This is a genomic window from Streptomyces pactum, assembly GCF_002005225.1.
Classification (GTDB): domain Bacteria; phylum Actinomycetota; class Actinomycetes; order Streptomycetales; family Streptomycetaceae; genus Streptomyces; species Streptomyces pactum_A.
The window spans coordinates 3,713,804-3,735,046 of the sequence record NZ_CP019724.1 but is presented as its reverse complement, the minus strand read 5'-3'; the positions used below and the strand labels follow the sequence as shown (position 1 = coordinate 3,735,046).

General features: G+C 72.5%; 15 protein-coding genes and 1 riboswitch. Of the genes, 8 read left to right on the top strand and 7 right to left on the bottom strand.

Features of this window, described 5'->3' with window-relative positions:
• Window positions 1–600: a Uma2 family endonuclease gene (locus B1H29_RS15465; protein ID WP_055418445.1), complete on the bottom strand. Its 600-nt coding sequence runs from the start codon at window positions 598–600 to the stop codon at window positions 1–3.
• A gap of 232 nt (window positions 601–832) precedes the next feature.
• Here B1H29_RS15465 and recQ point away from each other — a divergent pair, with 232 nt between their 5' ends.
• Window positions 833–2,839, top strand: a complete 2,007-nt coding sequence (gene recQ, locus B1H29_RS15460) for a DNA helicase RecQ (protein ID WP_055418444.1) — start codon at window positions 833–835, stop codon at window positions 2,837–2,839.
• Window positions 2,840–2,905: 66 nt separating this feature from the next.
• On the opposite strand, the gene B1H29_RS15455 is transcribed toward recQ, so the two are convergent.
• Together B1H29_RS15455 and fahA are read right to left on the bottom strand one after the other, a co-directional pair.
• Window positions 2,906–3,844, bottom strand: a complete 939-nt coding sequence (locus B1H29_RS15455) for a M56 family metallopeptidase (RefSeq protein WP_055418443.1) — start codon at window positions 3,842–3,844, stop codon at window positions 2,906–2,908.
• 210 nt (window positions 3,845–4,054) lie between these two features.
• Window positions 4,055–5,287 carry a fumarylacetoacetase gene (gene fahA / locus B1H29_RS15450; RefSeq protein ID WP_055418442.1) on the bottom strand — a complete coding sequence of 411 codons (1,233 nt, stop codon included), beginning with the start codon at window positions 5,285–5,287 and terminating at the stop codon, window positions 4,055–4,057.
• 477 nt (window positions 5,288–5,764) lie between these two features.
• On the opposite strand from fahA, the gene B1H29_RS15445 reads away from it, so the two are divergent.
• The 5 genes from B1H29_RS15445 (at window position 5,765) to B1H29_RS15420 (ending at window position 13,623) form a co-directional block, all read left to right on the top strand.
• Complete coding sequence (locus B1H29_RS15445; protein WP_055418441.1) at window positions 5,765–6,949, top strand: DegT/DnrJ/EryC1/StrS family aminotransferase; 1,185 nt, start codon at window positions 5,765–5,767, stop codon at window positions 6,947–6,949.
• Complete coding sequence (locus B1H29_RS39340; protein WP_234393022.1) at window positions 6,942–9,734, top strand: lipopolysaccharide biosynthesis protein; 2,793 nt, start codon at window positions 6,942–6,944, stop codon at window positions 9,732–9,734. Before B1H29_RS15445 ends, B1H29_RS39340 begins: the two co-directional genes overlap by 8 nt.
• A 309-nt stretch (window positions 9,735–10,043) precedes the next feature.
• Window positions 10,044–11,930, top strand: coding sequence for a hypothetical protein (locus B1H29_RS15430; protein WP_055418971.1), 1,887 nt, complete (start codon window positions 10,044–10,046; stop codon window positions 11,928–11,930).
• A 20-nt stretch (window positions 11,931–11,950) separates the two neighbouring features.
• Window positions 11,951–12,496, top strand: a complete 546-nt coding sequence (locus B1H29_RS15425) for a hypothetical protein (protein ID WP_234393021.1) — start codon at window positions 11,951–11,953, stop codon at window positions 12,494–12,496.
• Window positions 12,493–13,623 (top strand): glycosyl hydrolase, encoded by a 1,131-nt coding sequence (locus tag B1H29_RS15420; RefSeq protein WP_079160239.1) that lies wholly within the window; start codon window positions 12,493–12,495, stop codon window positions 13,621–13,623. Before B1H29_RS15425 ends, B1H29_RS15420 begins: the two co-directional genes overlap by 4 nt.
• Window positions 13,624–13,956: 333 nt before the next feature.
• Here the strand turns inward: B1H29_RS15420 and B1H29_RS15415 are convergent, their stop codons facing one another.
• From B1H29_RS15415 to B1H29_RS15405, 3 genes are all read right to left on the bottom strand, one after another.
• On the bottom strand, window positions 13,957–14,712 hold the full coding sequence (locus B1H29_RS15415) for a polysaccharide deacetylase family protein (protein WP_055418968.1): 756 nt from the start codon (window positions 14,710–14,712) through the stop codon (window positions 13,957–13,959).
• A 101-nt stretch (window positions 14,713–14,813) separates the two neighbouring features.
• The gene (locus B1H29_RS15410; protein ID WP_055418440.1) at window positions 14,814–16,211 is read right to left on the bottom strand and encodes a glycosyltransferase; all 1,398 of its coding nucleotides are present in this window, start codon (window positions 16,209–16,211) and stop codon (window positions 14,814–14,816) included.
• Between the two features lie 28 nt (window positions 16,212–16,239).
• Window positions 16,240–17,325: a GNAT family N-acetyltransferase gene (locus B1H29_RS15405; RefSeq protein ID WP_055418439.1), complete on the bottom strand. Its 1,086-nt coding sequence runs from the start codon at window positions 17,323–17,325 to the stop codon at window positions 16,240–16,242.
• Window positions 17,326–17,599: 274 nt separating this feature from the next.
• On the opposite strand from B1H29_RS15405, the gene B1H29_RS15400 reads away from it, so the two are divergent.
• Complete coding sequence (locus B1H29_RS15400) at window positions 17,600–18,409, top strand: HAD family hydrolase (protein WP_055418438.1); 810 nt, start codon at window positions 17,600–17,602, stop codon at window positions 18,407–18,409.
• Here the strand turns inward: B1H29_RS15400 and B1H29_RS15395 are convergent.
• On the bottom strand, window positions 18,406–18,906 hold the full coding sequence (locus tag B1H29_RS15395) for a transglycosylase SLT domain-containing protein (protein ID WP_055418437.1): 501 nt from the start codon (window positions 18,904–18,906) through the stop codon (window positions 18,406–18,408). The two genes, B1H29_RS15400 and B1H29_RS15395, sit on opposite strands and share 4 nt — an antisense overlap.
• 5 nt (window positions 18,907–18,911) lie before the next feature.
• A riboswitch (cyclic di-AMP (ydaO/yuaA leader) is annotated at window positions 18,912–19,079 on the bottom strand.
• A gap of 688 nt (window positions 19,080–19,767) precedes the next feature.
• Here B1H29_RS15395 and B1H29_RS15390 point away from each other — a divergent pair.
• A complete protein-coding gene (locus B1H29_RS15390) occupies window positions 19,768–20,778 on the top strand; it encodes a polyprenyl synthetase family protein (protein WP_055418436.1) in 1,011 nt (336 codons plus the stop codon).
• The last annotated feature ends 465 nt before the right edge of the window (window positions 20,779–21,243 follow it).

The following is a 21,243-nucleotide window of genomic DNA, read 5'->3' as shown; positions in this document are numbered from 1 at the left end:
CTACTCGCCGCCGCGGCGCGGCTTGATGCCGGTCAGGTCCAGGTCCATCGGGAAGGGGGCGCTCAGCTTCATGCGCTCACGGAAGATGCCCACGCTGGCGTAGGCGCGCGTGGTGGGCTCCAGCTCGAAGGCGTGGACGACGGCGAGCCCCTTCTCGTTCTCTACCCGCCAGTAGTGGGCGATGCCCGCCCGGGCGTACGTCAAGGGCTTGGTCTCGCGGTCGCGGGAGACGGACTCGGCCGAGACGACCTCGATGGCCAGGGTGACGGCCTCGGCGGGGTAGCGGGTCTGCTCCGGGTCGTCGACCACGTCACCCCGCACGACGATCACGTCCGGCTCCGGCCGGTTCTGCCGGTCGATGTCGATGGTGAACTCGCGGATGACCTCGAACTCCGCCGGGGCGAGGGACTGGAGCTGCCATTCGAAGAAGCTCACCGCGCGTGAGTGGAAAAGGGTCTGCGGACTCACGAAGACGAGGCTTCCGTCGATCAGTTCCGTGTGCGGAGGCAGATTCGGGAGCCGGTCCAGGTCGTCCGCGGTCCAGCCGCCCTCGGGCGGGGTCGGCCAGTCGGGTGTGGACGCCTTCGGCGCGACGCTCATCAGTGCTCCCATGGGACGGAGTCTCGCGGGTGCAATCAGACTATCCGCCGGAAACGGACGGGTCTCCCGCGAACGTGTGACCGACTTCCGTGTCCTTGACGCGGGCCGCGGCGGGCGACCTGTGGATAACTCCGGAGCTGTCGGCGCGGACCCCTATCGTTGAGGCAGTGGTCGGGACAGGGCGGACCAGACAGACCAGACGGACGAGGCAGGACGTACGGGGGACGGGACGATGGGCGGGACAGGCGTGATCGGCGAGATGGCAGAGACGGCACAGGCGAGGGACATGGACAGCGAGGCGCTGGCCACGCTGCACCGGGTCTTCGGGTACGAGGCTTTCCGCGGCGAGCAGGAAGCGGTCGTCGATCACGTGGTGGCGGGCGGCGATGCCGTCGTGCTCATGCCGACCGGCGGCGGCAAGTCGCTGTGCTACCAGATTCCGTCCCTGGTCCGGCCCGGCACCGGCATCGTGGTCTCGCCCCTCATCGCGCTGATGCAGGACCAGGTGGACGCGCTGCGGGCGCTCGGTGTGCGAGCCGGGTTCATGAACTCCACGCAGGACTTCGACGAGCGGCGCGTGGTGGAGGCGGAGTTCCTCGCCGGCGAGCTGGACCTGCTGTACCTGGCACCCGAGCGGCTGCGCCTGGAGGGCACCCTCGATCTGCTCTCCCGCGGGAAGATCTCCCTCTTCGCGATCGACGAGGCGCACTGCGTCTCCCAGTGGGGCCACGACTTCCGGCCCGACTACCTGGCCCTGTCCCTGCTCGGCGAGCGCTGGCCGGACGTACCTCGGCTCGCACTCACGGCGACGGCCACACACGCGACGCACCGCGAGATCACCGAGCGGCTGAACATGCCGGCGGCGCGGCACTTCGTCGCGAGTTTCGACCGGCCCAACATCCAGTACCGGATCGTGCCGAAGTCCGACCCGAAGAAGCAGCTACTGGGCTTCCTGCGCGAGGAGCACCCCGGCGACGCGGGCATCGTGTACTGCCTCTCACGCAACTCCGTCGAGAAGACCGCCGAGTTCCTGTCCCGCAACGGGGTCGAGGCGGTGCCGTACCACGCGGGACTGGACGCGGGCACCCGCGCGGCCCACCAGTCGAGGTTCCTGCGGGAGGAGGGCCTGGTCGTGGTGGCGACCATCGCCTTCGGCATGGGCATCGACAAGCCGGACGTGCGGTTCGTCGCCCACCTGGACCTGCCCAAGTCGGTCGAGGGCTACTACCAGGAGACCGGCCGCGCCGGGCGGGACGGCCTGCCGTCGACCGCCTGGATGGCGTACGGACTCAACGACGTCATACAGCAGCGCAAGCTGATCCAGTCCGGCGAGGGCGACGAGGCGTTCCGCCGCCGGGCCCAGTCCCACCTGGACGCGATGCTCGCGCTGTGCGAGACCGCCGAGTGCCGCCGCGGCCAGCTCCTCGCCTACTTCGGCCAGGAACCCGGCCCGGCCGGCTGCGGCAACTGCGACACCTGTCTCACCCCGCCGGAGACCTGGGACGGCACGGTGGCGGCACAGAAGGTGTTGTCGACGGTGGTGCGGCTGAAGCGGGAGCGCGGGCAGAAGTTCGGCGCGGGGCAGATCATCGACATCCTGCTGGGCAAGCGCACCGCCAAGGTGATCCAGTTCGACCACGACCAGCTCTCCGTGTTCGGTATCGGAGAGGAGCTGACCGAGGGCGAGTGGCGGGGCGTCGCCCGGCAGTTGCTGGCCCAGGGACTGCTCGCGGTCGAGGGCGAGTACGGCACGCTGGTGCTGACCGAGACCAGTGGGGAGGTGCTGCGGTGGGAGCGGGAGGTGCCGCTGCGCAAGGAGCCCGGGAAGCCGGCCACGGCACGGTCGGCGGGCGGCGGACGAGGGGACCGCAAGCCCAAGGCCGCCGCGGCCGAACTGCCGGACGAACTGCTCCCCGCCTTCGAGGCGCTGCGTGCCTGGCGCGCGGAGCAGGCGCGTGAGCAGGGTGTCCCGGCCTACGTCATCTTCCACGACGCCACGCTCCGGGAGATCGCCACCGCCTGGCCCACCTCGATCGGGCAGCTCGGAGGCATCAGCGGGGTCGGCGAGAAGAAGCTGGTGACTTACGGAGAGGGCGTGCTCGCGGTGCTGGCGGGGCTGGCCGGACCGGTCGCCGCCGCCGAGCCGGAGCCGGGCGGCCCCTCGGTCGCCTCCCTTCCCGGCTCGGACGATGAGGACGGCTGGCCCGGGCAGGAGCCCGAGCCGGACGACTGGATGTAGAGGGCCCGCCGGAGGCGGTGGTGCGCCGCGTCGGCCGGACGTCGTCCTCGCGCGGCGCGCGGCTGCCTACGCCAGCGCCGTCAGACCCGGCGCGAAGGTGATCAGCAGGGGGATGAGGGGGACCAGGGCGGCCGTCGCCGTGGTCAGGGCCCTGTGACGGGGCAGCAGGCGGGGCGGGGGCTCGAGGAGGCGGTCGACTCGTTCGCCGAGGAGGCGGTGACTGGAGGAGCAGGACAGGACGCCGCGGTGCTGGTTCAGCTCGATCAGGGCCAGGGCCGTGGTCAGGTGGCCGCAGCGGCGGGAGGCGGTGTCGTCGGCGGCGAGTTCCACCAGGCGGTGGGTCTGGTCGCAGAAATGGGCGAAGAGCGGGACCCGCGGGAATCCGGTGGCCAGGGCGGTGGACAGGTGCAGCAGCCAGTCGTGGCGGGCCCGCGCGTGGCCGCGTTCGTGAGTGAGTACGGCGTCGAGCTGGTGGTCGGTGAGGCGCCGCAGGGCGCCGGTGGTGACGATGAGCTGGGGCGGGCTGCCGGGCATCCACCAGGCGTCCGGGTACTCGTCCTCCAGCACCAGGAGGGGACCGCGGGCGGCGGGGAGCCCGGCGGGCAGGTCGGGGGCGCGTTCGCGCAGGTGGGCGCGTGACTGGGCGCGGCGGCGGCGGGCCTCGACCAGTTCGCGGGCCAGCATGGCGGTCGTCCAGGCGGCGCCGCCGGCCAGCAGCAGGGTGAGGGCGGCCGCCCAGGGCGGGCCGGCGGAGAGGTTGTAGGCCGCGGTCACCGCGGGTGGTGCCGGCGCGAAGAGCTGGGCGCGGGCGGTGCCGAAGACGGCGGCGACGCCGAGGACGAGGGCCGTCAGACAGCACAGCAGGACGGTGGCGACCAGGCACTGCCACACCCACAGCGCGACCACGGGATCCCGTTCGGGCCAGGCGGACCGGGTCAGCGCGCGCGGGACCGGTACCGCGGCGGTCACGGCGACGACGAACAGCAGGAGCAGGCAGAGGGTCATGCCACGGGCTCCGGATCCTGGTCGGAAGGGCGGCTCTGGCTGTGGTGCGGTTGTGGTGGGCGGTGCCGGGCCGCGGCGGGCCCGGTGTGCGAGGGTGCCGCGCGCGTGCGGACCTGCCGCGCACACCGCCCGACGCCAGTATGACGGTGCCGGGCGGTGCGAGTCAGGACCCGGAGGGCAGCGGATCCGGGCGCTGGGCAGTGGCGGGGGTCACCGTCCGGCCGGTGCCCCGACGACCCGCCCGGTCACCTCGCCCAGTCCCACCCGGGTACCGCCCGGTCCCGGTGCCCAGGCCGACAGGGTCACCACGTCCCCGTCCTCCAGGAACGTCCGCTTGCCGTCGGGGAGTTCGAGGGGATCGCGTCCGTTCCACGTCAGCTCCAGCAGGGACCCGCGCTCCCGCTCGGTCGGCCCGCTGACCGTGCCGGAGCCGTAGAGGTCGCCGGTGCGCAGGGAGGCGCCGTTGACGGTCATGTGGGCCAGTTGCTGGGCGGCCGTCCAGTACATGGTGGCGAACGGCGGCTCGGAGACGACGTGACCGTTGACGGCGACGGAGATCCGCAGGTCGTAGCCGCCGGGTTCGTCGCGTTCCCCGGCCGTGTCGTCGAGGTAGGGCAGCAGTTCGTGGGTGCGCTCCGGCGGGGCCACCCGTGCCTCCTCCAGGGCGTCCAGCGGTGTGATCCAGGCCGACACCGAGGTGGTGAAGGACTTGCCGAGAAACGGGCCGAGGGGGACGTACTCCCAGGCCTGGACGTCCCGCGCGGACCAGTCGTTGAGCAGGCAGAGCCCGAAGACGTGCTCGCGGAAGTCGCCGAGCGCCACGGGGCTGCCCAGTTCGGACGGCACACCCACCACGAAGCCGACCTCGGCCTCGATGTCGAGGCGGACGGACGGGCCGAAGACGGGAGCGGCGTCGGTGGGGGCCTTGCGCTGCCCCGACGGCCGTACGACGTCCGTGCCGGACACGACGACCGTGCCGGAGCGGCCGTGGTAACCGATGGGGAGGTGCTTCCAGTTCGGGGTGAGGGAGTCGGCGGCGTCGGGGCGGAAGATCTGGCCGACGTTCCGGGCGTGGTTCTCGGAGGCGTAGAAGTCGACGTAGTCCGCGACCTCGAAGGGCAGGTGCAGCGTCACCGAGGAGAGGGGATGGAAGAGGGGTCCCAGGGTTTCGCGGTGGGAGGGCACCGTCACCCAGGCCGTGAGCGCGCGCCGTACGTCGGACCAGGCGGTGCGGCCGGCCGCCAGCAACGGGTTCAGGGTGGGCCGCGCGAGCAGGGAGGCGTACGGCGATCCGAGCGCGTGGGCCGCCGCGCCGGCGTCGAGGACGCGGTCGCCGAGCCGGACGCCCACCGTCCGCTCCTTCCTGCCGGGGACCGAGAACACGCCGTACGGAAGGTTGTGCGGGCCGAAGGGGTCGCCCTCGGGGACATCGAAGGGGGGCATCGGGTGCTGCCTCGCTTTCGTGCTCGCCATGTGCGCCGTGCGCGCCGTGTGCGCCACGTGGTTCGTGGCCGGGCCACACGTTACGGGTGACATGCCGGTCTTGGGCAGTGCGTCGGGAGGTGGCGGTGCGTGGCGGGGGAGGGCGCGCTCGAGCGGGCTGACGTGCGGGGAGTGGTCCGCGCGCCGGTGCGTGAGGCGGGGAGAGTGACCTGTGGGGCGGTTCCCTCGCCGCCCGCGTACGCCCGCGTGAACGTGCGGGGATGTGGCGCTCCGCGTCCGATCGTGTGCGGGAAGTTGTCCACAGGCCGGTACGCAATCTTGACGGAGCGGTGCGAACGGGGCGACTCTGGGCGGGTGCCGGAAGGCCTCGGGGAGGGGGCTTTCGATGGCACATCAGGGGGACGGATGGCCATTGGGGAGGCCGGTCCGGGTTCGGTGCGGGATGGTTCGCAGCCGAGGAAGCGGCTGGAAGAGACCATGCGCGGCCGACTCGGCCGGGAATGCGTGTACGTACCGTCGTGCCGTTTCGGGCTGTACGCGGCGCTGCGTCACTGGTGCCCGCCGGGCGGCCGGGTGCTGATGTCGCCGGTCAACGACGACGTCATCTTCTTCGTCGTGCTCGCGGCCGGACTGCGGCCGGTGCAGGCGCCGCTGAACCCGTCGGACGCGTCCATCGACATCGATGCCGTGCCCGAGGAGACGTGGAGCTCGCTGTCCGCCGTACTGACGACGAACCTGTACGGAAACCCGGACCCGGCGCCCGGGTTGCGGGCCCGCTGCGACGCGTTGGGCATCCCGCTGTTCGAGGACGCGGCGCACGCCATCGGCAGCGAGGTGGGCGGGCGTCCGGTCGGCGCCTGGGGCGACGCCTCCGTATTCAGCCTGTCCAAGCACGTCGGTGCCAAGGCCGGCGGGATCCTCGCGGTCGCCGACCCCGGGCTGCGGGAGGCGCTGGAGAAGGCCTGCGACGACCTGCTGCTGCCGCGTAGCGGGAGGGCCGAACTCGCCTACGCGGTACGGCCGTACGCGGAGGCCGCCGTGCGCGGACTGCGGTTGCGGCGGGCCGCCTGGGCCACGATGCGCCTGCTGGGGCTGATGGAGCGGGAGGAGATCCGGATGCCGCTGCGTCCGGAGGAGCTGTCCCGCGCGCTCGCCTCGGCCCCCGGTCTCGACGCCCACGACCCGTGGGTCCGCGTCGACATGCACGACTACCGGCTGGCGGCCGGCCGGTTCCGGCTCGGGCGCATCGGGCGGCGGCTCGACCGGCTGGACGACGTACTCGCCGGCTGCCGTGCGGGTACGGAGCTGCTGCTCTCGACGCGCTGGGCGAAGCCGGCCGCGTGGGAGGGTGCCAGGAGCCGGTCGCCGGGCGCGGCGCAGCCGTTGTTCCGGGTGCCGCTGCTCGTGGCGGACCGGGACGCGGCGGTGCGGGCGCTGGCCCGGCGCGGCATCGTCGTCGGATACCTCTACGACCCGCCGCTGGACGACTACGCGGGTACCGCCTTCACCGACCCGTCGCCCTCACCCGAGGGAGCGCGCTGGTTCGCGCGGCACGCGCTGCCCGTGGACCCGCTGCGGGCCCGGGCGGCCGTAGCGGCGCTGGAGGAGTCCGCGGTACGACCGGCCGGGGCGCCGGAAGGGACGGTTCCGTCCGGTGGCTGAGACGCGGGTCCAGGAGACCGCCGCGGCAGCCGCGGGCGGCGGCCCGACGCTGCCCGAAAGCGGGCACGGTGGCGACTCGCTCTTCAAGAACGCCTACTTCCTGATGCTCAGCACCGGTGTCTCCGCGGTGCTCGGCCTGGGCTTCTGGCTCGTGGCCGCCCGCTACTACTCGGAGGAGGCCGTCGGACAGGGCTCCGCCGCCATCGCCGCCATGCGGCTGCTCGCCAGCATCACGGCGACCACGATGATCGGCGCCGTGGTCCGTTTCGTGCCGCGCGCCGGCCGTACCACCGGGCCGCTGGTGTGGCGGGCGTACGCGGCCAGTTCGGTGGTCGTCGCCGTGGCCGCCGTCGTCTTCCTGCTCACGCTCGACCTGTGGGGAGCGTCGTACGCCCCGCTGGGCACCGCCGAGGCGGGGGCTTTGTTCGTCGCCGCGTGCGTGGCCTGGGCACTGCTCACGCTGCAGGACGGTGTGCTGACCGGACTGCGCAAGGCGGAGTGGGTGCCCGCCGGGAACGCGGTGTTCTCGGTCGGGAAGCTGATCCTGCTGGCCCTGTTCGCCACCACGCTGCCGGTGCTCGGCATCTTCGTGTCCTGGGCCGTGGCCATCGCCTTCTCCACACTGCCGCTCGGCTGGCTGATCTTCCGCAGGCTCATCCCGCGCCAGGCCGCCGCGGACCGGGACGTGGAGCCGCCCAAGGTCCGGGAGATGGGGCGGTTCCTGGCCGGTGACTCGCTGGGCGCGCTGTTCAGCCTGGCGATGATCAACCTGCTGCCGGTCATGGTCGCGGTCAACTTCAGTGCCGCGGAGAACGGCTACTTCTACGTGGCGTACACCGTCGGCGGCACGATGGAGTTCATGGCCATCAACATGGCCTCCTCCCTCACCGCGCACGCGTCGCACGACCCGCGCCGCCTCGCCGACGGCGTCCGCGGAGCACTGCGCCGCATGACACTGCTGCTGGTGCCGGTCGTCCTCTTCCTGGTCGTCTTCGCCCCGCAGATCCTCGCGCCCTTCGACGAGGACTACGCCGAGCACGGCTCCACGGTGCTGCGGCTGCTGGCCATCGGGGCGCTGCCGAGAATCGTGGTCGAGCTGTACATCGGCGTGCTGCGCGTCCAGGGGCGCACCGGCATGCTCGCCGCCGTGCAGGGCAGCATGTGCGTCCTCGTGCTGGGCAGCGCGGCGATGCTGTTCACCCCGGCCGGGATCGCGGGTGCCGGCTGGGCGGTACTGGGCGGCATGACGGTGGTCGCGGTCGGCTGCGCGCCCGGCCTGCGCGCCGCTCTGCGCGGTGTCGACGGAGCCGGTCCTTCCGGCGGGCGCGGGGGCGCGGGCGTCTCCGGCGGCATCGGACCGCGGGGTGACCGGAAACCGGGCTCCGGCACCTCCTACGGCACTCACTGGGCCCGGCTGAACGCCACCGCCGGGTACGGCACGAGCTGGGCACGGCGGGCGGCGTACGAGGACGGGCGGACCGGCGAGGCGTCACGGGACGACACCGTCGCCCTGTTCATAGGGCGCCCGGGGTACGAGCGGGAAGCCCTGGAGGCGGACACCCTCGCGGTGATCGTCCGGCGCTCCCGGCACCCGGACGCCGAGCCCGGATCCGCCGGTCCGGAGGCGACGTCGGACGCCACATCGGATCTGCCCGACGCGCCGGGCGCGACCGATACGACCGACGCGCCCGAACCGGCCGGCGTGCCGGGCGCACCCGACGCGCGCGAATCGGCCGACGCGTCCGCCGAGACCGAGGCGACCGGGGTGGACTCGGGCCTCGGCTCCGGCTCCCGTCCCGTAGCCGTCGGAGACCACGGCTACGCCCATGGGGGCGGGGGCGGTGTCGGTGAGTTCGCCGAGAACGGGGACGACGGGTTCGACGGCAGGATCGGGACGGTCCCCGAACGGCGTCTGAGGCCTGCACTCTGGCTGCTGCTCGGCGTCGCCACCGTCGTCTTCCTGGTGGCGTTGCGCGACTTGCCGTGGCTGGGCGGCGTCTCCGGGACCGGGGCCGAACTCACCGGGCAGGAGCTTCTGCGGGAACTGCCCCTGCCGACGCTGGTCGCGGGGGCCCTGGTGCTCGTGGTGTTCGTGGCGGCCGTGACCCTCTGCGCCGCGCAAGACCCGTGGCTGCCCGGTGGCGCGCTGGGCGCCGCCGTCCTCGCCCTGCACGCGGCACCCGTTGCGCTGGGCCGGGAACCGGAGGCGGTCGGGGGCACGTTATACACCGAGACGGCCGGATTCATCGCGGAAGCGGCGGGGCTCGACGGGCCCGGCACATTGCTGCGCTGGGCTCCGCTCGTCCTGCATCTGCTGTGTCTCGTACCGCTGTGGCTGCTGCTCGCGAAGGCGGGCGACCGGCTGCGGTGGCAGGGACGCTGGGGGGTTCTGTATCTCGCCGCGGTGGCGGGATGGGTCTGGCGTCAGGAGCTCGCCCCCTTCGCGCCGCCCCTCCTTCTGCTGCTCGTCCTCGTCGTCCTGCTCCTGTCACTACGCAGCCCGATTTCGACGACGGACACGACGAGTGCCTTGAGCACGACGAGTGCGACGAGCGCGTGTAGTGCGTCGAGCACGACGAGAACGACGAGCGCCACGAGAACGACGAGCGCCACAAGAACGACGAGTGGGCCCGGCGCGACGAGTGCGTCCCCTGCGACGAGCGCGACGAGCGAGACGAGCGAGACGAGTGCGACGAGTGCGACGAGTGCGTCCAGGGCGACGGACATGACGGACACGACGGAGCCCCAGCACCGCACCAGACCGAACGGCATGTCCAGGGACTGATCCAGCGCAGAGCCGAATCGCCAGGGGGGAACCGTCGTGCGTCCGCCAGCAACTCCACGGGAGAGATCCGCACCAGAGCCCGTGCCCGGGCAGGGAACCCCGGACACGTCGAACCGGGCCGAACCGACGGCTTCGGACGCTCCGGAAGCCGGGGAAACCCGCACCCTGCCGGAACCGGCCCCCCGCACCTCGCAGGAGTCGGCCACCACGGCCTCGGACGAGGCGTCCGCCCGGCCCGGCCGGGAGAACACCGCACGCGCCCACCGCCCCCCTACCCAGGAGCCCTCGGGTTCCGCCGTCGAGCCGCCCGTGACGGATCTGTCCGATCTCACCCCAGCCGCCTGGCCGACCCGTGCGGCCGCCGCCTGGCCGGCCGTGCCGCTGCTCGTCGCACTCGCCCTGTGGGGCTACGCGATACGGCGCACCGACATCTCCGCGTTGGACGACTTCGGTCTGGTCAGCGCCCTGCACCCCACCTTCTGGGCCGGCCTCGCGGTGCTCACCGCCGGCTTCTGGTTCACGGTCCGCGACCCGCGCCGCCCGGGCGGCTGGTCGCTCGCGTACGTTCTGGCGCTGCTGGTGATGGAGCGGGCCACCCAGGCCCTTCTCTACCCGACCCCGCTCTACGCGTGGGCGTGGAAGCACGACGCGGTCATCGACCATCTGCTGACGTCCGGCGGACTCCAGAACGCGGACCAGCTCGGCGACATGGCCGTCTACGACCAGTGGCCCGGCTTCTTCGCCGCCCAGGCGGCGCTGGTGCGGCTGCTCGGCGTGGACAACGCCGCGATGTACATGGCCTGGTGGCCGCTGGTCTCCAGCGCGCTGCTGCTGCTTCCGCTGCTGCTGATCTACCGGACCTTCACCGAGGACCGGCGGCTGATCTGGACCTCCGTGTGGCTGTTCTGCGTCGCCAACTGGGTGGGCCAGGACTACTTCTCGCCGCAGTCCGTCGCGTTCGCCCTGCACCTGGGCGTCATCGCGGTCGTACTGCGCCGCTACGGCCGTTCCGGCGGGCGGCGCGGCCGGCCGGGCCAGGTGGTGTGGACCGTACTGCTCAGCGCCCTGGTCACCGCCATCGTCGTCTCGCACCAACTGACACCGGGCATGCTCGTCGTCACGCTCCTCGCCCTGGCCTTCACGCGCCGCTACCGCCACTGGGTCCCGGTGGTCACCACGGTCGTGATCTTCCTGGCCTGGTGTCTGACGGCCGCGCTGCCCTTCCTCTCCGCCGCCATGCCGGACATGATCCGCTCCATAGGCGATGTCGGCGCCAACGTCGAGACCGGGTACGGGGCCACTCCCACCGGCACCGGAGCGGTGGTAACCTCCTGGGCTGCGCGGCTGCTGTCGGGTTCCGTGCTGTTGCTCGCGCTGGTGGGCGTACTGCGCCAGCGGGTGCTGCGGCACCGGGCGTGGCCACTGGTGCTGGTCGCGGCGGCGCCGCTGCCGATGTTCGTGGCGAGCAGCTACGGCAGCGAGATGATCTTCCGGGTGCTGATGTTCATGCTGCCCGGCGCGGCCTTCTTCGCCGCCGCCGCGCTGCTGCCCAGGGTCCGCACGCTGGCCGCCGACGCCGCCGACGCCGCCGACGCCGCCGCGCGGGAGCCGGGTGTACGGGGCGGACGGGGTGGACGCTCGCCGGCCGCCGCCGCCCGGCGCCGTCGTTTCCCCCTGGCCTCGCTGAACCCGCTGCCCTCACCGCCCTCGTTGCGCTACGGCGCGTGGGTGCCGCCGCTCGTGCTGCTCGCAGGGACTCTCGCGTTCGTGCCGAGCTACTCGGGCAAGGACCGCGTCAACTACTTCCCGCCCCGGGAAGTCGCCCTCGTCCAGCAGCTCTTCGACCAGGCGCCCGACGACTCCCTGGTCGTCGCCGCCAACCGGAACTACCCGCTCGCCTACGAGCAGTACTGGAGAGTCGACCACTACTGGTTCCTCGACGACGAACGGCGCCACGTCGACGAGATCGTGCGCGACCCGGCCGCCGTCCTCGCCCGCGACATGGCCGCGGTCGAGGCACCGGCCCGCGCCTACTTCCTGCTCACCCAGGGACAGACGGCCAACTCGGAGATGAACGGCCAGTTGGACAAGGCGCAGTTGGAGCGCGTACGGGAGTCCGTGGCGGCCTCACCCAGGTTCGAGCTCATCGCCGAGAACAGTGCCGGCGTGCTCTATGTCCTGAAGCCGGCGAGCTGACAAGGGGAGCGAGTCAGACCATGACACCGCAGGACGCCAGGGCACCGCAGGACGCCATGACACCGCAGGACGCCAGGGCACCGCAGGACGCCTCGACACGGCAGGAAGCCATGACACCGCAGGACCTCGTGATCCGTATGCTGCCCCCGTTCGCAGGCTGGCTGGCACTCGCCGCGCTCGCCCTGCCCGGCGGCTCACCTCTGCGCGGCGCGGCGGTCGCCGCGTTCCTGGCCGTCGGACCGGGCGCCGCCCTGGTGGGACTCTGCGGCCCCGCGCTACGGGCCCGCCGTGCCGAAGGCCCCGTCGAGCGCCGGCACGCGGACTTCGAACGCCACTCCGATCTGCTGGAACGGCTGATGCTGGCCGTCCTGCTGAGCGTGGGCGCCGCGATGCTCGTCGCCACCGTACTGATAGCCGCGCACGCCTTCAGCGGGGACCGCGTCCTGCTGACGCTCACCCTGCTGACCACGCTCGCCGGGTTCTGCCCGCGCCTGCGTGCCTCTCCGCCGACGCCCGGTGCGGCGCCGGGGACGGCGCCGAGGACACGGAAGGGTTCCACTCTGTGAGGTTCACCCGTCCCGCTCGCCGCACGACCGGGGACTCGACGACGACCGGACAGCACCGCAGGCCGAAGGCTCCCGGGGACCCGGGCCGGCGCCGGCTGCTGATCACGTCCGTCACGGCCACCTGCGCGGTCCTGGTCGCGGTGCTCGCCCTGCGTGACGCCTCCGGCCCCGCCGACCCGGCCGACGACGCGAAGTGCCGCCCGACCGAGCTCCTCGTACCGCCCTGCGGCGCCTGGTTCGGCGCCTTCGTGCCGCACGACAAGTCCGACCTGGCCGAGAAGGTGCACGCCTACGAGAAGAACGTCGGCCGCAGGCTCGACATCGTGTACACATACCACGACATGTCGGCGGTCACGGACACCCGCCGGGAGGGACAGCTCCTCACCGAGCAGGAACAGCGCGTCGGCGAGGACCGCATGCTGCTGCTCTCCTGGGAGAGCAAGTGGTGGGGCGGTACGGACCGGCAGCAGCCCACCTGGAAAGAGATAGCCGCCGGCGGCCTGGACGACTCCGTGATCGACGTCCAGGCCCAGCGCGTCAAGGAGTACGGGCAGCGCACGGGGAAGAAGGTGTTCCTCTCCTTCGACCTGGAGATGGACACCCGTACCCCGGACAACGGCTCCCCGGCCGACTACGTACGGGCATACCGGCACATCCACGACCGGTTTCGCGAGCTTGGCGTCGACAACGTCGTGTGGACCTGGATCATCACCGGCTACCTGAACCACGCCGACCTGTTCGAGAAGATGTACCCGGGGGACGAGTACGTCGACTGGATCGGCTACAACCAGTACAACTACTACCTCTGCCACAAGGCGGACTGGCTCAGCTTCGCCGAGACGCAGCACGCCACCCACGACTGGATCCGCGCCAACCTCTCCGACGACAAGCCCCTGATGCTCTCGGAGTTCGGCAGCGCCGCCGATCCGAAGCGGCCGGGCCGGCAGGCGGACTGGTACGCGCGGGTGCCCCGGGTCCTGAAGGACCTGGAGGGCGTCAAGGCCGCGCTCCAGTGGAACTACCGAGACCCGGGACCGCACTGCAACCTGGCCGTGGCCAACGACCGGGCGTGGGACAGCCTGCGCGAGGCGGCCGCCGACCCCCACCTCAACCAGCCGCTCGACTGACCGGAGCCACCGTCACGGACACCCGGCGAACTCGCGATCGCGGGACGGTGCGCACTGATCACCCGGCGAACTCGCGACCGCGGGACGGTGCGCGCTGATCACCCGGCGAACTCGCGACCGCGGGACGGTGCGCGCTGATCACCCGGCGAACGCCCGACCGCGGGCCGGTGCCCGCCGGCCGCCCGGCGGACTTCGGTCCCAGGGGCCGGTGCCCGTGCCACCCGGCGTGCCCAGGCCCCGCGCCGGTGCCCGCCGGCCCCCCGTGAACTCGGGCCCCAGGCCGGTGCCCGATGGCCGCCCGGCGTGCCCAGGCCCCGCGCCGGCGCCCACTGGCTACCCCGCGAACTCGGGCCCCCGCACCATGGCGCGCCCCCGCCGGTACCACCGCCACGCGACCGTCTTCGGACCGTCGCGGTAGGGGGCGATCCGGGCGCCCGCTCCCGCCAGCCACGCCTCGACGTCGGCGACCGTGTGGCTCCGCCGCACGATGAGCCGGGCGATGCGGTACCGCTCGTCGCGGTCCGAGCTGAGCGCGTGCCGCACGGCGGTCGCCGTCTCGTACCCGGCGCGGGCCGACAGCGACCGCACCTTCGCGCTGTTGTAGCCGTGCGGGTAGGCGAGGTGGCGGACCGGGTGCCCCAGGGCGTCCTCCAGTACGGCCTTGGACGTGCGCAGTTCGTACGCCAGCCCCTTGGCCGGCAGCGTGTCGAGCTGGGCGTGGGTGACGGTGTGGCTGCCGATCTCCATGCCGGAACGTTCCAGCTCCGCCGCCTTGTCCAGGGTCATCATCGGGGCCGGGGGCAGCAGACTGCGACCGCCCGGGGCGATGGCCCCGGTGGTGAGATAGGCGGTGGCGGGCAGCGCGCGCCCGGCCAGCGCCTCGGCCGTGGGACCGGGCAGGTCGGCGAAGCCGTCGTCGAAGGTGAGCAGCACCGGCCGGGGCGGCAGGGGCGCCCGCCCGGCGAGGTGGTCGGCGAGCACGCTGATCGTGACCGGCGTCATACCGCTGTCCACGATCGCGTCCAGATGGGCGGCGAACGCCTTCGGGGTGACGGTGAACTCGGCGATCCAGGAGGGCGGATCGTCCATCACCGCGTGGTAGAGGAAGACGGGTATGTGCCCGCCCGGCCCGCCTGCCGCGGGGACGCCGTCCCGCCCCCGGGCCGCTCCCGGAGCACCGGCCGCCCCGCTCATCGCGCCTCCAGCCCGACCGTACGCAGGGCGCGGCGGGCCCGCAGGTAGCCGACGGGGCCGTACAGCATGCCCCGGCGCTGCAACCGGGACAGACGCCGCGGCCACGGATGGGTGCGGGAGTCGTGCCCGCCCGGCACCTCCGCCGCCGCGTCCGCACCGCCGCCGGTGGCGCGTACGGCGGTCAGCCCCCGCGCGTGTGCCAGCCCGCCCGGCACCCGGGCGAGGAAGGCCGGCAGCAGCGCGGGCCGGTTCACCAGGATCGCCGTGAGGTAGGCGGTGAGGCCCGCGCCGTAGCCGTACGCCTGGGTCTCCAGGTCCCGCCAGGTCTCCCGGTGGTGGTGCCAGACCAGCGCGCGCGGGGTGTAGCGCAGCCGCTGCCCCTGGGCGAGGACGCGGACGAAGCCGTACAGGTCGTCGCCGCCCCGGGCGCGCGTGCCCGCGCCGGTCGCCGGGTCGAAGCCGCCGACCGCCCGCAGCACCGCCGTACGGAAGGCCATGTTGGCGCCGGAGCCGAAGCGGCCGGCGGTGAACGGGAACAGCGGCTCGTCGGCGGGCGGACGCGCCGGGTCGTACGTCCGCGGGGTGAACCCCTTCGCGAAGCCGCCGTGGCTCTCCAGGAGCACCTGGGCGGGCGTGCGCAGCCGCGCGGGCAGGATCAGCCCCGTGGCGCAGCCCAGGCGCGGGTCGGCGGCGAAGGGCGCGGTCAGCTCGGCGAGCCAGCGCCGGTCGGCGACCACGTCGTCGTCGGTGAAGGCGACCACCTCGCCCCGTACGGCCGCGAGGCCCCGGTTGTGGGCGATGGCGAGTCCGGGCACCGGTTCGCACAAGTACCGCACCCGCTCGCCGTACTTGCGCTCGACCAGTTCGCGGGTGTCCTCGGTCGCGGGCGCGTTGTCGACGACGACGATCTCGAAGTCCGGGTGGTCCTGCGCGAGCAGCGAGTCCAGCGCGCGGGCTAGCTGGTCCGCGCGTTCCCGGGTGGCGACCACGACGCTGGCGGAGGGCGGCGCGGGCAACGGCTCGGGCGGCTCCCCGCGCGGCAGCTCCCGGGCGAGCCCGGCCAGCACCTCGGTGGGATCCGCGCCCTCGGGCACCTGGCCGAGTACGGTGCCGACGGGTACCCCCGCCCGCCTGACCAGCAGGAAGACCGCACCGGACGTCACCGGAGCACTACCCGGCCCGGGTCTCAGCGCCGCCCCCTCCCTACCCTCGGCCACCGCCGTATCCTCGGCCCTCTCCGCAGCCTGGGCACCCTCCGTGATCTCGGTACCCTCCGTATCCTCGGCCCCGAGATCCAGCTCGGCGACCTGCACCGGCCCGATGCTCAGGAACCCCTCTATCTCCCGCTCCGTCTCCCGCCGTGTCTGCTGCCGCGCACGCCGCACACCGGCCATGCGCCCACCCCCTCGTGGTTGCCCTCCGTCATGACCGGCGCAGCCGGGCCGCGCCCCTCAACGTCCTTACCGCCAGCGACGCCAACCGGGGCCGGTCGCGTACGAAGCCGTGCGCGCGGCGGGCCGGCTCGCGACCGAGCCAGTGCAGCGCGGCACCCGCCCCCGCCCGCGTCGCCGCCCCCTCGTACACGGACAGGCCGCCGGTCTTCAGCGAGTCCTTGTACTCCGCCGCACCGCGCCCCATGTCGAGCATGCCGATGCCCTCGGCGGCGGCGGCCTGGGCCATCCGCAGATGCAGCACCAGCCCCGGTGAGTACTTGGCGAACTCGGGGTCGTACGCCGGGAACCAGCAGGCCATGACCGTCGCCGAGCGCAGTCCGAAGTGGGCGGCGACCGGCCGGCCGCCGGCGTAGAGCACGGACAGCGTGCCGGTGCACTCCGGCGCCCGGGTCCTGGCGAGCCGTCCGACGAGCCGGGTGATCCACTCCTGCGCGAACCGGTCCCGGCGTCCCGTCCTGCGGTACTGCGCCGACTTCCACTCCATGAGCGTGCGCAGCGCGGCCGGATCATGCTCGTCGAACACGAAGCGCACCTCCCCGGCCTGACGGCCGAGCCTGCGCTCCTTGGCGAGGGTGGTCTTCAGGAACTTCGGCGACCGGTCGCGCAGGGCGCTCTCGTACGCCTCGTATCCCTGCTCCACGTCGATGACGTAGGCGGTGTGCTCCTCGGCGGCGTGCGGCACGAACAGCCCCTGCTCCGCCTCGAGGTTGTCGAAGGCGAAGCTCGACAGGGAGCAGGCCCGCAGCAGTTCGCGGGTGTCCGGGGCGAGGCCCGGGCGCAGCACCGCGCCCTGGCAGTCCGAGACGCCGAGCCCGATCGCCCGGCCCTGGCCCAGAGGCCCGCGCTCGTGCGGCAGGAAACCGGCCGCCTCACCACCGTCGTACACCACCGCGACCCGCGCCCGCGGCCTTACCCGGCCCACGACGCCGGTGAACTCCGGTTCCATGAACGGATTGCGTGGTGCCGCCGACTTGGCGCGCAGCTCGCGCCAGCGCTCCCGTTCCCCCTCGCCCAGTTCCTCCGGCCTGAGCACGCGCACACGTCCGCTGTTCAACCCGACCCCCCGATCAAGTCCCCCTGGACAGAAGGAAGGTACCCCCGGGGACGGCCCGGCCGGTAGGTAGCGGACCATGTTGTTGCCAACCGGTGCACAGGCCCTTAACCGGCCTTAGCCGATGAAGCCGATGATGTGCCAGGTTTCGGACACGAACGTGCGTCCTCGTGCGCACTTGTGCCGTACTCGTGCGGACTCGTGCCTACCTCGCGCGTCCTCGTTCGGAAGCGATCGTGGGTGAGTCGGACAGGTGCGGTGTCCGTATTCTCTGATCATGGACCGCACCGCTTATTCACTCGTCGCCACCGACCTCGACGGCACGCTGCTCCGCGGCGACGACACCGTGTCCGACCGGTCGCTGGCCGCACTGGCGCGGGTGGCCGGAGCCGGTGCGCGGCACCTGGTGGTGACCGGGCGGCCGGCACCCCGGGTGCGGTCCCTGCTCGACCGCCTCGGCTGCACCGGGCTCGCGGTGTGCGGCCAGGGCGCGCAGGTGTACGACGCCGGAGAGCACCGGATGCTGTGGTCGGTCACCTTGGACCGGGAGCTGGCCGAGACCGCGCTCGGCAAGATCGAGGCCGAGGTGGGGCAGGTGCACGCCGCGGTCGACCAGGACGGCGTCGACGGCCTGACGCTCATCGAGCCGGGGTACCTGATGCCCCATCCGACGCTGCCCGCGGTGCGGGTCGAGCGGCGCGACGCGTTGTGGAGCGCGCCGATCAGCAAGGTGCTCCTTCGCCACCCCGACCTGACCGACGACGAGTTGGCGGCGACGGCGCGCGCGGTGGTGGGCTCGCTCGCCACGGTCACGATGTCGGGGCCGGGAACGGTGGAGCTCCAGCCGTGCGGCATCACCAAGGCGACCGGCCTGGCGATGGCCGCCGAGCGCCTGGGGCTGGGCCGGCGGCGGACGATCGCCTTCGGCGACATGCCCAACGACATCCCCATGTTCGACTGGGCGGCCCACGGCGTCGCCATGGCCGGCGCCCACCCCGAACTCAAGGCGGTGGCCGACGAGATCACCACGACGAACGAGGACGACGGCGTGGCCGTCGTCCTCGAGCGGGTCTTCGGTACCTCTTAGTACGCGCCGAAGACGTTGTCGATCGAGCCGTACCGGTCGGCCGCGTAGTTGCAGGCGGCGGTGATGTTGGCGACCGGGTCGTACGGGTCCCAGGAGGTGCCCTCGACGTGGTACGCCTGGAAGGTCGGGTCGATCACCTGGAGCAGGCCCTTGGACGGGGTGCCGTTGATGGCGTTGATGTCCCAGTTGTTGATGGCGAGCGGGTTGCCCGACGACTCCCGCATGATGTTGCGGTGGATGCTGTCGTACGACCCGGGGATGCCGTGCTGCGCCATGATGTCGAGCGACTCACGGATCCAGCCGTCGAGGTTGTCCGGGTACGTCGTCGCCGCCGTGGTGGCGGTCGTGGCGGCCGTGGTGGCGGCCGGAGTGGCCGCGGAGGCGCTGGTGGCGCCGATGAGCGGCAGGGCGAGCACGGCGGCGCCGGTGCCGGCCACGGCGAGCTTCCGGGCGAGGCGGGCGGTGCGGGCGTGACGGTTCTGACCGTTGGCAGACATGCTTGAGTCCCTCTCCTTACGCCTGCGAGGTGAGCTGTCGGGTTCGGGCGGGGAGGTGCCCGGCCGGGCCCTGACGGGCACGGCTTCACCCCGAGCCGCTCCGGTGGTGACCGGTGCGGCGACTTACCTGGGTCCCCCGCTCCTGCCTGCGAGTTTGTTGGCGGATGACTGTGTGACCGGGCGGTGGCAGGATTCGGCGTCCGCCCGACAGGCCGGGAACGTATGCGAGAGCACATGTCCGAAACAAGTGCAGGAATCACCCAACGCGCCTGTTGACCTTGGTCTGGGGTGTTTGGTGCGCTTGATCCTTTGCGGCCGCCAAGGCTCAACTGGCTTGCGGCGCAAAGGGAGGGCACGGTCGGCGGCGGGGTTGCCTACAGGTGTGGAGGAGTGAGTCAACTCACTGACTCAACAAGAATGGCAAATCGGGCATTAGGGCCAATCGCGAGTCAATCGGCCGCAGAGTGGGAGGGCTTCGGGTGGCGACCGCCGGCCGGGCGGGTCCGCCGTCGCGCGCGCCCCCCTCTCCGGCCCCGCTCCGTCCGGTGTTTCCGTGTGCTGTGCGGGCATCCGTTCGGGGCGGGCGCGGAGCGAGCCGGGTGGGTGACGTATTCGGAGTGCGGGCCGTTGGGAGGAGTGATGTGATCTTCGTGGCGGATTCCGGCCCTGGTGATGTCGATCAATATGTGCTCATATCACCTGATCAAAAACATACTGTGCATGATCTGATACCGACCGGCCTGTAACGGTGGGCGCTAGCGGTGATCGAAAGGTGACCGGATACGCTGACTTGAGTGGTGGCAGCGACCTATCGACAAACCAGGTAATCGCCAGTAGACACCAGCAGACAGGAGACCCCTCGTGACCGTCGTCGGGCCGTTCGGGCTGAGCGTGCGGGACCAGGCTCTGGAAGCCGATGTCCAGGCCGGATTGGTTGCGGTCGAGGAAGGGTTGCTTGAGGCAACCAAAAGTGAGGTTCCGTTCATCACGGAGGCCGCCCAGCACCTGGTGCGGGCCGGCGGTAAACGATTTCGGCCACTGCTGGTGATGCTCTCCGCCCAGTTCGGCGACCCCTACGCCCCCGGCATCGTGCCCTCGGCCGTCGTCGTGGAGCTGACCCACCTCGCCACCCTCTACCACGACGACGTGATGGACGAGGCCGCCGTGCGGCGCGGCGTGGCCAGTGCCAACACCCGCTGGGGCAACTCGGTAGCGGTCCTCACCGGCGACTTCCTGTTCGCCCGCGCCTCGCAGATCCTCGCCGACCTCGGGCCCGAGGCGGTCCGCGTGCAGGCCCTGGCGTTCGAGCGGCTGGTCACCGGCCAGATCCTGGAGACGGCGGGGCCGCAGGACGGCCGGGACCCGGTCGACCACTACCTGGACGTGCTGGGCGGCAAGACGGGCTCGCTGGTGGCGGTCTCCTGCCGGTTCGGCGCGATGATGTCCGGCGCCGACGAGACGGTCGTGGACGTGCTGACCCAGTACGGCGAGCGGCTCGGCGTCGCCTTCCAGCTCGCGGACGACGTCCTGGACATCGCCTCCGACTCGCGCGAGTCGGGGAAGACGCCCGGGACCGACCTGCGCGAGGGCATCCCGACCCTCCCGGTGCTGCGGCTGCGCGAGCGGGCGGCCCGGCTGGGGCTCGCCGAGGACATCGCGCTGTGCGAGCTGCTGGACTCCGACCTGAGCGACGACGCGCGGCACGCGGAGGCGCTGCGCCTGCTGCGCGCCCACCCCGCGCTGGAGCAGGCGCGGCGGGACACGGTCCGGTACGCCAAGGACGCCCGGGCGGCGCTGGCCCCGCTCAGGGAGTGCGAGGCGAAGTCCGCGCTGGTGGAGCTGTGCGACGCCGTGGTGCACCGGGCCGGCTGAGCACCCGGCAGCGCGTCCCGCCCGCCCCCTTCAGGCCGGGAGCGTCCGACCGTGCACCTCGCCTCCTGTGGGCGGAGAGTGTCCGGCGTGCGCACCCCGTCTCCTGTGGGCCGGGGAGTGTCCGGTGTGCGCACCCCGTCTCCTGTGGGCCGGAGAGTGTCCGGCGTGCGCACCCCGTCTCCTGTGGGCCGGGGAGTGTCCGGCCGCGTACCTCGACTCCCGCGGGCCGGGAGTGTCCGGCGGCGTATCCGCCCCCTACGGGCAGGGGGAGCCGCAGCCCCTCCGTGTCATCCCGCAGGAGTATGCGGAGTTGAGCCCGCGGTCTGACGACTCCGGTTGGCCGATTTGGTCAGATGGACACCACGGAAGACACCAATCCTCACCGATTCGGGTGAGAATGGCGGCTCACGGGTGAACGAGTGCGAGGCCGTGGGAAAGCCGCCGCCGACGACGGAGGTAGGGCAC